The 15,093-nt window shown below is 70.5% G+C and carries 12 protein-coding genes; 2 read left to right on the top strand and 10 right to left on the bottom strand.

Annotated elements, in window-relative coordinates; all coding sequences use genetic code 11:
- Positions 1-41: 41 nt before the first annotated feature.
- Genes EST92_RS18420 through EST92_RS18430 form a run of 3 tightly spaced genes read right to left on the bottom strand, consistent with a single transcriptional unit; the run spans position 42 to position 4,665 of the window.
- On the bottom strand, positions 42-932 hold the full coding sequence (locus tag EST92_RS18420) for an HAD family hydrolase (RefSeq protein ID WP_254068901.1): 891 nt from the start codon (positions 930-932) through the stop codon (positions 42-44).
- Complete coding sequence (locus EST92_RS18425) at positions 932-3,496, bottom strand: phosphoribosyltransferase (RefSeq protein ID WP_129281990.1); 2,565 nt, start codon at positions 3,494-3,496, stop codon at positions 932-934. Before EST92_RS18425 ends, EST92_RS18420 begins: the two co-directional genes overlap by 1 nt.
- Positions 3,493-4,665, bottom strand: coding sequence for an HpcH/HpaI aldolase/citrate lyase family protein (locus tag EST92_RS18430; protein ID WP_129281991.1), 1,173 nt, complete (start codon positions 4,663-4,665; stop codon positions 3,493-3,495). Before EST92_RS18430 ends, EST92_RS18425 begins: the two co-directional genes overlap by 4 nt.
- Positions 4,666-4,883: 218 nt before the next feature.
- Here EST92_RS18430 and EST92_RS18435 point away from each other — a divergent pair, with 218 nt between their 5' ends.
- The gene (locus EST92_RS18435; RefSeq protein WP_129281992.1) at positions 4,884-6,020 is read left to right on the top strand and encodes a TerD family protein; all 1,137 of its coding nucleotides are present in this window, start codon (positions 4,884-4,886) and stop codon (positions 6,018-6,020) included.
- Positions 6,021-6,114: 94 nt separating this feature from the next.
- Here EST92_RS18435 and EST92_RS18440 read toward each other — a convergent pair whose 3' ends face one another.
- The 6 genes from EST92_RS18440 to EST92_RS18465 all read right to left on the bottom strand — a co-directional run bounded on the left by EST92_RS18440 (position 6,115) and on the right by EST92_RS18465 (position 10,680).
- Positions 6,115-6,858: a Tellurium resistance gene (locus EST92_RS18440; RefSeq protein WP_129251152.1), complete on the bottom strand. Its 744-nt coding sequence runs from the start codon at positions 6,856-6,858 to the stop codon at positions 6,115-6,117.
- Between the two features lie 97 nt (positions 6,859-6,955).
- Positions 6,956-8,083 (bottom strand): DUF475 domain-containing protein, encoded by a 1,128-nt coding sequence (locus EST92_RS18445; protein ID WP_129281993.1) that lies wholly within the window; start codon positions 8,081-8,083, stop codon positions 6,956-6,958.
- A gap of 51 nt (positions 8,084-8,134) precedes the next feature.
- Positions 8,135-8,710, bottom strand: coding sequence for a TerD family protein (locus EST92_RS18450; RefSeq protein WP_129281994.1), 576 nt, complete (start codon positions 8,708-8,710; stop codon positions 8,135-8,137).
- 186 nt (positions 8,711-8,896) lie between these two features.
- Entirely contained in the window at positions 8,897-9,472 is a 576-nt protein-coding gene (locus EST92_RS18455) for a TerD family protein (RefSeq protein ID WP_006605845.1), read from the bottom strand.
- Between the two features lie 170 nt (positions 9,473-9,642).
- Complete coding sequence (locus EST92_RS18460; protein WP_129251155.1) at positions 9,643-10,101, bottom strand: peroxiredoxin; 459 nt, start codon at positions 10,099-10,101, stop codon at positions 9,643-9,645.
- A gap of 147 nt (positions 10,102-10,248) precedes the next feature.
- Positions 10,249-10,680, bottom strand: coding sequence for a DUF3052 domain-containing protein (locus EST92_RS18465; RefSeq protein ID WP_093482985.1), 432 nt, complete (start codon positions 10,678-10,680; stop codon positions 10,249-10,251).
- A gap of 514 nt (positions 10,681-11,194) precedes the next feature.
- Between EST92_RS18465 and aceE the strand changes: the two genes are divergently transcribed.
- The gene (gene aceE, locus EST92_RS18475) at positions 11,195-13,927 is read left to right on the top strand and encodes a pyruvate dehydrogenase (acetyl-transferring), homodimeric type (RefSeq protein WP_129281995.1); all 2,733 of its coding nucleotides are present in this window, start codon (positions 11,195-11,197) and stop codon (positions 13,925-13,927) included.
- Between the two features lie 155 nt (positions 13,928-14,082).
- On the opposite strand, the gene EST92_RS18480 is transcribed toward aceE, so the two are convergent.
- Positions 14,083-14,532 carry a peptidase inhibitor family I36 protein gene (locus EST92_RS18480; protein WP_129281996.1) on the bottom strand — a complete coding sequence of 150 codons (450 nt, stop codon included), beginning with the start codon at positions 14,530-14,532 and terminating at the stop codon, positions 14,083-14,085.
- Between the last annotated feature and the right edge of the window lie 561 nt (positions 14,533-15,093).

Here is a 15,093-nt window from a genome sequence, read left to right on the forward strand (position 1 = left end):
GATCATGGCCGGGCCCCGCGCCCTACCCCATCGGACCGACCCTAGCCGAGGCCCTCGTGCCCCACCGCCCGGTCCGGGGAAGCGGCACGGAGGAAGGCGCGGACGATGTGCTCGCCCGCGGCGACCCCGCGTGCGTCCAGCGCCGTGACATGGGGGGCGGACCAGCCGGTCGCCGCCAGTTCGCCGTGTCCGGGCCGCCATCCGCGGTCGGCGGCCTGCAACAGATCGGCGTCGAGCAGGGAGTCACCGGCCGCGAGGATCTCGGTGGCGCCCGTGCGGCGGGCCACCTCCGCGACGGCGGCGCTCTTGGTCAGCGGCCGCGGTACGGCGTAGATCTTGCGGCCCTGGAGGGACACCGTCCAGCCGCGCTCCGCCGCCCAGCCGGCGAGGTCCTTCACCCAGGTGTCCGGCAACAGCGGCCGCTCCACGACGAGATAGGCGAAGAGGTCCTCGGCGACCCGCTCCTTGCGCAGCCAGGCCGGGTCGGCGGTGCGGACGAGATGGGCGCGGACCTCGGCCAGGGGCGCGCACCCCGCGGCGATCCGCTCGTCGACGGTGCGCCGCCAGTCCACGTCCGGCTCGCCCCGTACGAGCAGCTGCCCGCCGTTGGCGCAGATGGCGAACTCCGGTGCCGGTCCGGGCAGATGGATGCGGCCGTACTGGGCGCGGGTGCGGGTGGTGGTGGGCACGAACGTGGTGCGGCCGGCGAGTTCGGCGAGCAGCCCGGCGGCCGTCTCGGTCAGGTAGGACAGCGGCTTGCGCTCGTACGTCTCGACGCACAGCAGCCGGGGGGCCTCGGCGTCGGGCACGGCGAGGTCCAGCGCGGCGGCCGAATAGATCAGGGTGCGGTCGAGGTCGCTGGCGACCAAAAGAGGGGCAGCACGCAGCGCTTCCGGGGAAGGGTGGTGGTGGGCGAGGGGCCGGCCGCGCATCAGGAAGCCACCGCCTTGCCGTCGGCCCCGGTGGCCCCGCGGGTGAAGCGGGGGTGGATCAACCCCACGCAGGTGTAGGGCAGTTGGTCGACCTCTTCGACGGGGACGCCGCGCTGTTCCGCCAGGAGGCGCACATGCGCGAGATCGGCCCCGGCGCCCCGCCGGGCCAGGATCTTCCAGGGGACCCGGCGCAGCAGGACGCGGGTGGTCTCCCCGACACCGGGTTTGACCAGATTGACGTCGTGGATGCCGTACTCCTCGCTGATCCGCCGGACGGCCGCCCAGCCCTCCCAGGTGGGTGTCCGGTCCGCGGCGGCCAGCTCCTTCACCTGAGCGGCAACCTCCTCGGCGACCTCGTCGAAGCGCGCGGCGACCTCGTCCAGGAACGTCCCGGACAGATCGGCCGCGGCCAGTTCGCGGTAGAACTTCGCGCCGTGGAAGTCGTCCGGGCCCACCAGGTCCGCGCGCAGGACGGTGCGCGATATGAGGCCGGAGACGGTGGAGTTGAGGCAGGCGGACGGGATGAGGAAGTCGTCGCGGGTGCCGTAGGTCTCGACGCAGCCGCCGGGGTCGGCGAGCACGACCATCCGCGGATCGAAGCCCGGGAAGTCCGCCAGCGCCCGGTCGAGTTCACGGGTGATGGCGCCCTTGCCGGTCCAGCCGTCCACGAAGACGACGTCCGCCGGATCGTGCCGGGCGGCCAGCCAGCGCAGCGCCGTGGTGTCGATGCCCCGGCCGCGGACGATCGAGACCGCGTAGTGCGGCAGCTCCCGCCCGTGGACGTGCCGGGCCCAGCGGCGCATCAGCACCCCGACGGGGGTGCCGGCGCGGGCCAGCGAGACCAGTACGGGGTGGGGGCCGCGTTCGGCGAGCACGGTCTCGGTGACGGTCCCGACGGCCCGCGCGATCCGGCTCGCCGAGGCCTGCAGCGCGCTGTGGAACAGCGCCTGGTACTCCTGGCTCGGCTGGAATTCGACGGGCAGCGACTCCGCGTAGTGGGCGCCGCCGCGCTGGATCGCCTCCTCGCGTTCCTCGGTCGGCGCTTCCAGGGAGACGCCGGAGAGGTCCTGGAGCAGCCAGCCGACCTCGTCGGCCGCGTAGGAGGAGAAGGCGGGGCCGCGCAGCGGCTCGGGAAGGGGCATGGGTCCGGCCTCCGGCGGCGGCGTGTACGAGGGGAGGACGGCGAGCAGCAGCCGGTCGGTGTGCGCGGCGAGTCGGTGCAGCAGACCGCCGGCGGCGTGCAGTTCGGGGCGGTCGCCGGGCGCGTCCACGACGGCCACGATGGCGTCGAAGCGGCGTTCCGGGGCGGAGCCGGGCGCAACGTTGTAGGCGTAGCGCTCCCCCGGCCCGTCGGCCGGGCCGTCGTGGGCGGGGAAGGACAGCCGGGTGCGGATCGCGTACCCGGGGTCGTCCACGGCGAGCACCGGCGAGCGGGTGGTGGTGGAGAAGAAGACGCCCGCGCCGGTGCCGTCGGCGGGTGCCGGGGCGGCGTCGCCGTGCTCCGCGGTGACCAGCGCGTCCAGCGCCCCGGCGATCCGCAGCGGCGCGTACATCAACTCCTCGTTGCCGAGGACGAGGACGCGGCGCGCCCCGTCCAGGTGCCGTGCGAGCCGGGCCGCCATGGCGGGCAGGTAGGCCTCCAGCCGTTCGCGGTGCGCGGGGGTGAAGCCGTGCCGCCCGCCGTCCGGCAGACCGGCGGGCCAGCCGAGGTCGACCCGTACGGCGGGCGCACCGCCGGCGCCGGGTGCGCCCGAAGTGTCCGCCGGCCGGGGTCCGTCCTGGGACGCTCCGTCGGGGCCGGGCGTCCCTGCCGCACGGGCCTCGTGCCGGGCGACGAGGTCCTGGCCGCGGGCGAGCACATCGTCGGGGAGGCGGACGCCGCCCGCGGCCAGCGCCACGAGGTCGACCCGGGCGCCCAGCTCCGCCGCGCACTTCTCCAGACGGCTGCGGTCCTCGTCGGAGCGCATGTCCACCAGGGCGACGACCACGTACCGCTCACGCGGGAAGTGCGCATGCAGCGCCCGGATGGTGTTCAGCACCGTCCGGCCGGTGGAGAACTCGTCGTCGACGAGCACCAGCGGTCCGTCCCCGGCCAGGAGTGCGCGGTCCTGCGGGAGCAGCAGATGCGAGGTGGCGTGGCTGTGCTCCTCCTCGAACCCGCCCACCTGCGCCACGCCCGCCACCGGCCGGCGGGTGGAGTGCAGATACGGCGCCAGCGCCAGGCCGTCGGCCACCGAATGTCCCAGGCCGGTGGCGGTCTCGGCGTAGCCCAGGACGACGGAGCGGGCGGCGGCCTCCTCGCCCAGCAGCCGGCGCACCCGGCGTCCCAGCCCGAGGCCGGCGCCATGGACCACGTCCGGCCGCTGCGGCACGTGCTTGCCGAGCACGTTCGACACGAGCAGATGGGCCCGCTTGGGGTTGCGCCGCAGCGCCAGCCCGAGCAGTTCCGGCAGCTCGTCCCCGCCGCTCAGCGAGACCCCGAGCCGACCGGCGACCCATTCTCCCGTCCAGACCACGCGCTGTGTCTCCTTGGTCGTACCGTCATGTCGTGCGGCGCCGGTCATGTCGGCACCACGCTCGCCGTCAGCAGCTCCACGAACCCGATGCCCTCCCCGGCGACGCCGAACGCCTCGGCGCGCAGCAGGGTCCGCTCGGCCCAGGCCCGGTGCGGCTTCACCTCGTTCATCTTGTTCGTGTACGCGGAGCGCAGGACGCCGCCGGCCCCCCGCTCGGGCCGCAGGATGTCGACCGCGTCGCTGAACTCCTCGTGGCTGACGACCGAGAGGGCGTGCACCGGTGCGACGTGCGAGGGGTGGATGCAGGTCTTGCCCTGCAGGCCGTTGGCGCGGTCGAGTTCGATCTCCCGCAGCAGACCGTCCATGTCGTGCTCGATCAGGGCCGTCCGCAGTTCCTCGGCCCGCCCGAGGAACGGGCTGCGCCGCAGCTGCGGCTTGAACATCCGCTCCTGCAGCCGGAAGTACTCCCACACCGGGCCGGTGACCGTGAAGCCCGTGCCGTCCGCGCGTCCCAGCACATTGACCACGTCGGATATCACGGACGCGACGATCCGGACGTCGTACGCCGTCATGTCGGGAGCGCGGCGCAGTCCGTAGGCGGAGCAGAAGTCGGTGACGCCGAGGCGCAGGGCGAGCACCCGGTCCCGGTACTTGTCGACGGACCTGGCGATCCCTTGCAGGGTCTCGGGGCGGCTCTCCAGATGCAGCAGCTGCGGGGATTCCAGCACCGGCATCGCGAACAGTCGCCGGTCGCTCGCGGACTCGGCCGCGGTCAGCGCCTCAAGGAACGGGATGCCGCTTTCCTCGGTGAACTTCGGAAGTACAAAACCAGACAGCCTGTGCACGGCGGGTCCCATCCGTCGCACCAGGTCCGGTATCTGGCCGGGGGCACGGACCCGGATGAACAGCAGCGGAAGGGACTCTCCCGCGGCGGCCGCCTCGTCGAGCAGGGCGAGCTGGCGCACGAGGTTCTCCTCGCCGGCCTCGACGTCCCCGTCCCCTATGGAGTCCTCCAGACACAGCACCATGGACAGCACGCCACGCCCGGCCTGCTTGAGGACATCGGCAGCGAGCTGCGGGCGGGTGGCGGGGCTGTAGAGCGTGGCGCCCAGGGCGACCGCGAGCGTGCGGGCCGGGGAATCGGCGGTGAACTCCACCGGCTCCTGGTGGAACAGTGCCTTCCGAACGTCGGGCGCTAGGTGCCCAAAATGCTGCATAGAACTCCCCGTATACCTGCGGGACCCGGGCCCCCCGCGGCGGCTCGCTGTCTGGATCCAGCCGGTAATCGTACGTGTGTGGGGGTGTGGATGGTTCCCGCGTGCGTGAAAATCACGTAACCCACGCGAGGCGCCCAGGTGCCCGCCGGCCGGGCCGGTCCGCGGCTCACGGGGCCCCCGCGTTGTCCCTGCGACCTGAGGGAAGGCAGGATTGCGGCATGACGCACGCGATGCTGAAAGGGTCGAACGTACCCCTCGATGCCACGGCTGTCCGGGCCGTCCTGCGCTGGACGCCCGGCGCCGGCGCGCCCGATGTCGATGCCTCGGCCCTGCTGGTGGGACCCGGGGGACGCGTGCGCTCCGACGAGGACTTCGTGTTCTACAACCAGCCCCGCCACCCCAGCGGCCTGGTGCGGCATCTGCCCAAGACACAGGTCGACGAGGCGCTGACCGACACCATCGAGGCGGATCTGGCGGCGCTGGACCCCTCGGTGGACCGGGTCGTCCTGGCCGCGTCCTCGGACGGCGGGCCGTTCGCGGGCGTGACGGATCTGCGGGTCCTGCTGTACGACGCGGCGGCGAGCGACGGGGAGCCGCTCGCGGTCTTCGACGTGGTGCCCGAGACGGGCGACGAGACGGCCATGATCTGCGGGGAGTTGTACCGCCGCGGCGAGGCCTGGAAGTTCCGCGCCCTGGGGCAGGGGTACGCCAGTGGCCTGGTCGGCCTGGCGACCGAGTTCGGCATCTCGGTGGAGGAGAACGAAGGGGCCGCGGCACCCACCGACGCCCCGGAGGCGACGGCACCGGAGCCGGCGAAGCCCGGCACGGAGTCCGCGACTGCCGACGTCCCGTCCCCCCGCAGCGAGCCCGCCCCGTCGGCCGCCGGCCCGTCGGCTCCCGGCCCGTCGGCGGGTGCCGACGGCTCCCCTGCGACCCCGCCACCCAGCACGTGGCCCGAGGAGGCCTCCGGGCCGCCGTCCGCGGCGGAGCCGCAGACCGCCGCGGCGTCGGACCCCGACGCGGTCACCCAGCATGTGCCGGACGGGATGCCGGAGCCGTTCTCGTCCGCACCACTGCCGCCGGCCGGCGCCCCGCCGGCCGCTCCCGCGCCCACGGGCGGCGGCTACGGCTACCCGCAGAACGTGCCGCCCCCGCCGACGCAGCCCCCGGCCCAGCCCGCCTACGGCTACCCGGGGCCACCGCCCCAGTACCAGCCCCAGCCGCCGACCGGCTACGGCTTTCCCCCCGCCCCGCCGGCCGGAACGTACGGCTACCCGGTGCCGCCGCAGCAGACCTTCGTGCCGGACCCGTCCTTCGTGCTGCCGCCCCAGGGCCCGCAGTTCCAGCGGCGTTAAGGACGGTCCGGCGACCCGGGGCGGAACCGCCGCCCCGGGAGTGAACCCGCCGCTCCGGGGGTGAGCCCGCCGGACCGCGCGCCACCCCGGCGGCTCACACCTTCGACTTGTAGCCCCGCCCCCACTGCAGACCCCAGCCGTACAGCCGGTCGAGCTCCGCCTGGAAGCCGTAGACGTACTTCACCTCGCGGCGCACCACCAGCTCGCCCTTGACGTTCTCCAGCATGAAGACGGCGCAGGAGCGGGCCTGTGGCGCCCGCTCGTCCAGCTTGACCTCCACCCGCGGCCCGCTGCTCGGATAGAGCGTCACGACCGCATGCGTACGGTCGAAGGCGGGCGTGCCGTCGTAGATGTAGACGAAGATCAGCAACCGCTTGATCTCATCGCGGTGATCCAGGTTGATGTAGAGCGTTTCACCGGACCCCGAACCGAAACGGTCGTCGCCGCTGAGCTTCACGAAGGGCGGGGCGTTGAGGTCGCCGAGGAAGTTGCCCAGCGGCTGCACCACGCCCTTGGTGCCGTCCGTGAGCTCGTACAGACCGGCCAGGTCCAGGTCGACATTGACCACGGCCGGCCCCTGCGCCTGGACGATCTCGGGCTTGAACAGCTTGCCCGGATGCCGCAGCAGGCCACCCGTGGTGTGCCCGCTGCGTTCATGAAAATCCGATGTCCGCATCTGCCAGTGCAGATTGACCCGCAGATGCCCGCTGGCCGCCCCCTGCTTGGTCAGGGAGACGACCGGATTGCGCTTCGTCAGCTCGACCACGTACGACGCGCCACCGCTGTCGAAGTCGAATTTCGAGGCGCCACCGCGCCACAGATTCCCCAGGAACGACACGTTGCCCACCCCATTCTCGGCCCCAATACGCACGGGGCGGCCCGAGGTCCGCACCCCAGGGCCGCCCCGCAGAGAGCGTTCCTCAATCAGCGCCGTGTCACACGCCGGACGTCACTTCCGACGTCTTTCCCGCGCTCTCCCCCGGCTTGCCCTCGCGCCGGTTCCGGACCACGGACGAGGCGAAGGAGAGGCCGATCAGCACGATGCCCACCATGCCGGTGAAGACATCGTTGATCTCGTACTTGATCGTGAGGAGCAGGATGACGGCCAGCGCGCCGATGGCGTAGTGCGCGCCGTGCTCCAGGTAGACGTAGTCGTCCAAGGTGCCCTTGCGGACCAGGAAGACCGTCAGCGAGCGGATGTACATCGCGCCGATGCCCAGACCCAGCGCCATCATGAAGATGTCGTTGGTGATGGCGAAGGCGCCGATGACGCCGTCGAAGGAGAAGGACGCGTCGATGACCTCCAGGTAGAGGAACATGAAGAACGCGGCCTTGCCGGCCAGGCCCACGGCCGCGCCGGTGCCCTTCTTCGCCGGAGCCGCCCCGGGCTCGTCGCCCTCTTCGTCTTCCTCCTCCAGCTTGTCCTCGAAGTAGCCGGAGATTCCGCCGACGACGAGATACGTCAGGAGACCCGCGACGCCTGCGAGCAGCACCGTGGCGCTCTTGTCACCGGCGCCGTGTGCCGCGGCGGTGGCCACCGTCATCGCGGTCACCAGCAGGACGACCAGCGCGATGATGACGGACAGCATGTCGAGCTTGCCCATCTTGGCCATGGGCTTTTCGATCCAGGACAGCCATTTGTAATCGCGCTCCTCGAAGATGAAGTCGAGGAAGATCATCAACAGGAAGATCCCGCCGAAGGCCGCGATCGCCGGGTGGGCGCTGGTGACCAGTTCCTGGTAGCGCACCTTGTCATTGATGGCGAGACCGACCGCCTCGATCGGCCCCAGCTTCGCGGTGATCGCGACAATGACGACCGGGAACACCAGCCGCATGCCGAACACCGCGATGAGGATGCCGACGGTGAGGAAGATCTTCTGCCAGAATGCGTTCATCTTGCGCAGGATGCCCGCGTTGATGACGGCATTGTCGAACGAGAGCGAGATCTCCAGAACGGACAGGATCCCGACAATCGCCAGCCCCTGCCACCCCCAGAGCACGCCGGCCAAGGCGAGGCCGAGCGCCGTGATGGCGAACGACCAGCCAAAGGTTTTCAGGAGCACTGCTACCCAATCCCTCGCTGTGTGGGTCCCCCGCGCGCAGCGCGCGGCGCTTTACGAAACGTTGACCCCGAAGTCTAGAGCGATGCCCCGCAGACCCGACGCGTACCCCTGACCTACTGCCCGGAACTTCCATTCGCCGTTGTAGCGATACACCTCGCCGAAGATCATCGCCGTTTCCCCGGAGGCGTCCTCACTGAGGTCGTAGCGGGCGAGTTCGCTGCCGTCGATCTGATTGACGACGCGAATGAAAGCGTTGCTGACCTGGCCGAAGCTCTGGCCGCGCACCTCGGCCTCATGAATCGAGACCGGAAAGACGATCTTGTCGACCGACTCGGGCACCTGCGAGAGATCGACCAGAATCGACTCGTCGTCGCCCTCCCCCTCGCCGGTGAGGTTGTCCCCGGTGTGCTCGACGGAGCCGTCCGGGCTCTTGAGGTTGTTGTAGAAGACGAAGTACTCGTCCCCCAGCACCCGTCCCGACTGGCACAGCAGTGCGCTGGCGTCGAGATCGAAGGGCGCTCCGGTCGTGGACCGGGCGTCCCAGCCGAGGCCGACCATGATCTGTGTGAGATCCGGAGCGGCCTTGGACAGAGAGACATTGCCCCCCTTGGCAAGCGTGACGCTCATCGTGCGCTTCCTCCCCGATGTCGGTGCGGGCCGCGCCGGGCACGGCCCCGTCCCTTCAAGCGCGTCCGGCGCCGCACTCCCCGGTCAGGGACGTACGGCGCCGGACGCGGTCATTCCTGGACCGGGCGGCCACTGCGCGAGCGCTGCCCGGCCGGGCGTCGACGATCAGATCGCGACCGCTGCCGATCAGACGTTGACGCCGAAATCCTGCGCGATGCCGCGCAGACCCGAGGCGTACCCCTGCCCGATGGCCCGGAACTTCCACTCCGCGCCATTGCGGTACAGCTCGCCGAAGACCATGGCGGTCTCGGTCGAGGCGTCCTCGCTCAGGTCGTAGCGCGCCAGCTCGTTGTTGTCGGCCTGGTTGACCACCCGGATGAAGGCGTTGCGGACCTGGCCGAAGCTCTGCTGACGGGTCTCGGCGTCGTAGATCGACACCGGGAAGACGATCTTGTCGACATCGGCCGGCACGGCGGCCAGATTCACCTTGATCTGCTCGTCGTCGCCCTCACCCTCACCGGTGATGTTGTCGCCGGTGTGCTCGACCGAACCGTCCGGGCTCTTCAGGTTGTTGAAGAACACGAAGTTCTGGTCGTTGGCCACCTTGCCCTGGTCGTTCGTCAGCAGGGCGCTGGCGTCCAGGTCGAAGTCCGTACCGGTGGTGGTACGTGCGTCCCAGCCCAGACCGACGACGACGGCGGTCAGATTGGGGGCTTCCTTCGTCAGCGAGACGTTGCCGCCCTTGCTGAGGCTGACTCCCACGAGTCCTCCCAAAGATTCGAGGGGTACGTAAAGATTTGCGCCCCCATCGTGCATGGCATCGGATCAACGAATTGATCCTAGTGACCGGTTCCCACCGATTGCAGATATCGCACCTGGATCCGTGCGGATGTCGGCCCGGTGGGCGCACCGGCGCCGTGGGAGAACGCGGCTCAGAGGCTGCCGAGCGCCGTGAGGTAGTCGTTGAGGTCACGGGCGTCGGGCAGGCCGTTGACGACCGTCCAGCGCACCACGCCGTCCTTGTCGATGATGAACGTGCCGCGCACCGCGCAGCCCTTCTCCTCGTCGAAGACGCCGTACGCCCGCGAGACCTCGCCGTGCGGCCAGAAGTCCGACAGCAGCGGGTACTCCAGCCCCTCCTGCTCCGCGAAGACGCGCAGCGAGAACGGGGAGTCGTTGGAGACGGCCAGCAGCTGGACGTCGTCGTTGACGAACTTCGGCAGCTCGTCGCGGAGCGCGCACAGCTCACCGGTGCACACACCGGTGAAGGCGAAGGGGTAGAAGAGGAGGACGACGGCCTTCTCCCCGCGGAAGTCGGAGAGCCTGACCAGCTCACCGTGCTGGTTCTTCAGCTCGACATCCGGAGCCTTCGTGCCGACCTCGATCGCCATGGGTGCTTCCCTTCCGCTCACTGCCAACAGAACGCGACCAACCCTACGCGCCGGGGTGCACGAGGGGGGAACGCGTCCTGAACAGGGCCGAGCCCCCTCCGGAACAGACGCGGAGGGGGCTCGGGACGAACGTCGGGGCGGTGCGGCTCAGCGCTTGCCGGACTTGGGTGTGACCAGTCGGCTGCCGGCCCAGTCCTTGCCCGCGTTGATGCTCTTGGTCTGGGACAGACCCGCGGTCTGCGCGGCCTCATTGATGTCGCTCGGCTCGACGTACCCGTCGCGGCCGGTCTTCGGGGTCAGCAGCCAGATCTGCCCGCCCTCGTCGATCAGCCCGATGGCGTCCACCAGCGCGTCCGTGAGGTCGCCGTCCTCGTCGCGGAACCACAGCAGTACGACGTCGCAGACGTCGTCGTAGTCCTCGTCGACGAGATCCTGGCCGATCACGGTCTCAATGCCTTCGCGGAGATCCTGATCGACGTCGTCGTCGTAGCCGATCTCCTGGACCACCTGTCCGGGCTCGAACCCCAGCCTGGCGGCAGGGTTGGTCCGCTCCTCCGCGTGGTCCGCGGTCGCGCTCACGGATTGCCTCCTGTCATGTTTCGGGAATGCTCGGGGACCCCGCGCGTGCGCGGAGCATTGGGCGTAGTCCACACGGGCCGGGCGGATCGCGCAAGTACCCGGCGATCCAGACCGCCGAAACGGTGACGTTTGGCGGCGTCTCGCCGCAACCACGACCCTGGCGGGACAAGCCGAAGTGATTCACACCACAGCATTCTGCCGGGTTTGTCGGGTACTCGCGCGAGACTGGTCCCTTCGGGGGGCACCGGCCGGTTCCGGATCTCATTTCGGTGCCCGGACGTCCGTACGCGAAGCACTTTCGTCATGAGCGTATGGTTGCGATTTGGCCGACCCGAGAAATCGGCTTTTCAGCGCCATCTCTCTACGGATGGGTTACCCATCAGTAGAGGTGACGTATCCCTGTGGCTCGGTACACGATGGAAGACGGCGCGACACCAAGGCAGAGACAGCATTCGTCCGTGCACAGGGTCCATAACCTGCAGAGCACGACACGAACCGAACACGAAGGAACAGCGTGGCTTCCGGATCCGATCGAAACCCGATCATCATTGGCGGCCTTCCCAGCCAGGTCCCGGACTTCGATCCCGAAGAGACCCAGGAATGGCTCGACTCGCTCGACGCAGCCGTCGACGAGCGCGGCCGGGAACGTGCCCGCTACCTCATGCTCCGCCTGATCGAGCGCGCCCGCGAGAAGCGTGTGGCCGTGCCCGAGATGCGCAGCACGGACTACGTGAACACCATCGCGACCAAGGACGAGCCGTTCTTCCCCGGCAACGAGGAGATCGAGCGCAAGGTCCTGAACGCGACCCGGTGGAACGCCGCCGTCATGGTCTCGCGCGCCCAGCGGCCGGGTATCGGCGTCGGCGGCCACATCGCCACCTTCGCCTCCTCCGCCTCCCTCTACGACGTGGGCTTCAACCACTTCTTCCGGGGCAAGGACGAGGGCGACGGCGGCGACCAGATCTTCTTCCAGGGCCATGCCTCGCCCGGTGTCTACGCCCGCGCGTTCCTCCTGGACCGACTGTCCGAGGCCCAGCTCGACGCCTTCCGGCAGGAGAAGTCCAAGGCCCCCAACGGTCTGTCCAGCTACCCGCACCCGCGGCTGATGCCGGACTTCTGGGAGTTCCCGACCGTCTCGATGGGCCTCGGCCCGCTCGGCGCGATCTACCAGGCGCGGATGAACCGCTACATGGAGGCGCGCGGTATCGCCGACACCTCCAAGTCGCACGTATGGGCCTACCTCGGCGACGGCGAGATGGACGAGCCCGAGTCGCTCGGCCAGCTGTCCATCGCCGCCCGCGAGGGCCTGGACAACCTGACCTTCGTCGTCAACTGCAACCTGCAGCGCCTCGACGGCCCGGTCCGCGGCAACGGCAAGATCATGCAGGAGCTGGAGTCGCAGTTCCGCGGCGCCGGCTGGAACGTGATCAAGCTGGTGTGGGACCGCAGCTGGGACCCGCTGCTCGCGCAGGACCGCGACGGCATCCTGGTCAACAAGCTCAACAGCACGCCCGACGGTCAGTTCCAGACGTACGCCACCGAGACCGGTGCCTACATCCGTCAGCACTTCTTCGGCGACGACCAGCGGCTGCGCGCCATGGTCGAGAACATGACCGACGACCAGATCCTGCACCTGGGCCGCGGCGGTCACGACCACAAGAAGATCTACGCGGCGTATGCGGCGGCCAAGGCCCACAAGGGCCAGCCGACGGTGATCCTCGCGCAGACCGTCAAGGGCTGGACGCTCGGCCCGAACTTCGAGGGCCGCAACGCGACCCACCAGATGAAGAAGCTGACGGTCGCGGACCTCAAGGGCTTCCGTGACCGGCTGCACCTGCCGATCCCGGACAAGGCCCTGGAGGACGGCCTGCCGCCGTACTACCACCCGGGCCGGAACTCCGAAGAGATCCAGTACATGCACGACCGCCGCAAGGGCCTGGGCGGGTATGTGCCCACCCGGCTCGTGCGCGCCAAGCCGCTGGCGCTGCCGGACGACAAGGCCTACGCGGGCGCCAAGAAGGGCTCGGGCCAGCAGAAGATCGCCACGACGATGGCGTTCGTGCGGGTGCTGAAGGACCTGATGCGGGACAAGGAGATCGGCAAGCGCTTCGTGCCGATCGCGCCCGACGAGTACCGCACCTTCGGTATGGACGCGTTCTTCCCGTCGGCCAAGATCTACAACCCGCTGGGCCAGCAGTACGAGTCTGTCGACCGCGAACTCCTCCTTGCCTACAAGGAGTCGCCGACCGGCCAGATGCTGCACGACGGCATCACCGAGGCGGGCTGCACGGCCTCGCTGATCGCGGCGGGCTCCGCCTACGCCACGCACGGCGAGCCGCTGATCCCGGTCTACGTCTTCTACTCGATGTTCGGGTTCCAGCGCACCGGTGACCAGTTCTGGCAGATGGCCGACCAGCTCGCGCGCGGCTTCGTGCTCGGCGCCACCGCCGGCCGTACGACGCTGACCGGTGAGGGCCTGCAGCACGCCGACGGCCACTCCCAGTTGCTGGCCTCGACGAACCCGGCCTGTGTCGCCTACGACCCGGCCTACGGCTACGAGATCGCGCACATCGTCAAGGACGGTCTGCGGAGGATGTACGGCGAGAACTCCGAGGACATCTTCTACTACCTGACCGTCTACAACGAGCCGATCCAGCACCCGGCGGAGCCGGCCGACGTCGATGTCGAGGGCATCCTCAAGGGCCTGCACCGCATCAAGCCCGGCGAGCAGGGCGAGCACGCCGCCCAGATCCTCGCCTCGGGTGTCGCGGTGCCGTGGGCGGTCGAGGCCCAGCAGATCCTCGCGGACGAGTGGAACGTCAAGGCCGATGTCTGGTCGGCGACGTCCTGGAACGAGCTGCGCCGCGACGCGGTGGAGATCGAGGAGCACAACCTTCTGCACCCGGAGGAGGAGCAGCGCGTCCCGTACGTGACGCAGAAGCTCCAGGGCGCCGAGGGCCCCACGCTCGCGGTCTCGGACTGGATGCGGGCGGTGCCCGACCAGATCGCGCGCTGGGTTCCCGGCACGTACCAGTCGCTGGGCGCCGACGGCTTCGGCTTCGCGGACACCCGTGGCGCGGCCCGTCGCTTCTTCCACATCGACGCGCAGTCCATCGTCCTCGGCGTGCTCACCGAGCTCGCCAAGGAGGGCAAGGTCGACCGGTCGCTGCTGAAGCAGGCGATCGACCGCTACCAGCTCCTGGACGTCTCGGCCGCCGACGCGGGTGAGGCCGGCGGCGACGCCTGACCTCTCCGCGGCCGACCGCCGCAGCTTCCGCACCGCGCCCCTCGACCCGCGTCCTTCGCCGGTCGGGGGGCGCGGTGCTGTGCGGTGGGAGAAGCGGGAGGGGTGAGAAGGGCGAGTGGGGCGAGAGGCTCGGGTGCGCGGGGAGTCCGCCCGGGTCAGCGTTCCCATACCTTGAACGCCCTTACCTGGTAGGGGGACCGGGGCACCCAGGTGCCGCCGCCCGGATAGGTGTCGAACTCGGCGGTCTCGGCGCACTCCGCGCTCTGGTAGGTGGTGACCGGCCGGCCGGTGCGGTTGGCGAGCGCCGCGGCGGTGCCGCCCTTGGGCAGCGGGATGCAGCTCTCGATGTCGGTGTCGGACAGCTCGTAGGTCCGCCGCGTGCCGCCGAAGCCGGCCGCCGGCCACAGGCAGAGCTGGCCCGCGGCGCAGTCCCCCGAGGCGGCGGCCCGGGTGCCGCTGGCCGCCTGCGCTGCTGGGGTGCCGGTGCCGGTGGCCGCCTGCGCGGCTGGCGTTCCGGTGGCGGGTGGTGCGGCGAGTGCGGCGGCCAGTGCGGTGAGGCCGGTCGCGAGGGCGGTGATGTGGGGCGTACGCGGACGCAGTCGCATGGGAATCTCCCCCGTGGAGTACGGCGATGGCGTCCCGCGGCGGGCCGGCTGCCCGCGGCGGGTTCTTCGGCTTCGAGCTTCGCGAGCGTGCGGCGCGGTTGCCAAGGCCGTGGCGGTCGTCCCACCCGGATCAGGTATGTGGACGAGCGGAACGGTCCGGAGCGGGGGTGCGGGTGCACGGTGTTGACGCGGGACGGGCGGCGCAGCGGAGGGCAGAAACCGTTCTCCCCAGGGCGTGCCGCGGGCCCGTGCGGGCGTGCCGCCCAGGAGGACCACAGGCGGGGCGAGGGTTCCCGCGACGGCTCATCCGGATGAGGGATTCACCGCTCCGGACGGGGCCAACTGCCGTGGGGCGTACGGAGGATGGGGCGGGCAAAGGCCCCGAACGGCGGGTTGACGCGGCCTGCTGACGCCCGGCTGAGGCTGCCGCGCCGGGACCGCACACGACGGCGCGCGGCCGGCCGAGGATTCCTCGGGCCGGCCGCGCGCCGGTGGGATGTGGTGCGGGTTCGCGAGGGCGAGGGCGCCAGGACCGTACGGCTCCCGGCCCCGGGCGCCGGT

The organism is Streptomyces sp. TM32, assembly GCF_004122755.1.
Lineage (GTDB): Bacteria > Actinomycetota > Actinomycetes > Streptomycetales > Streptomycetaceae > Streptomyces > Streptomyces sioyaensis.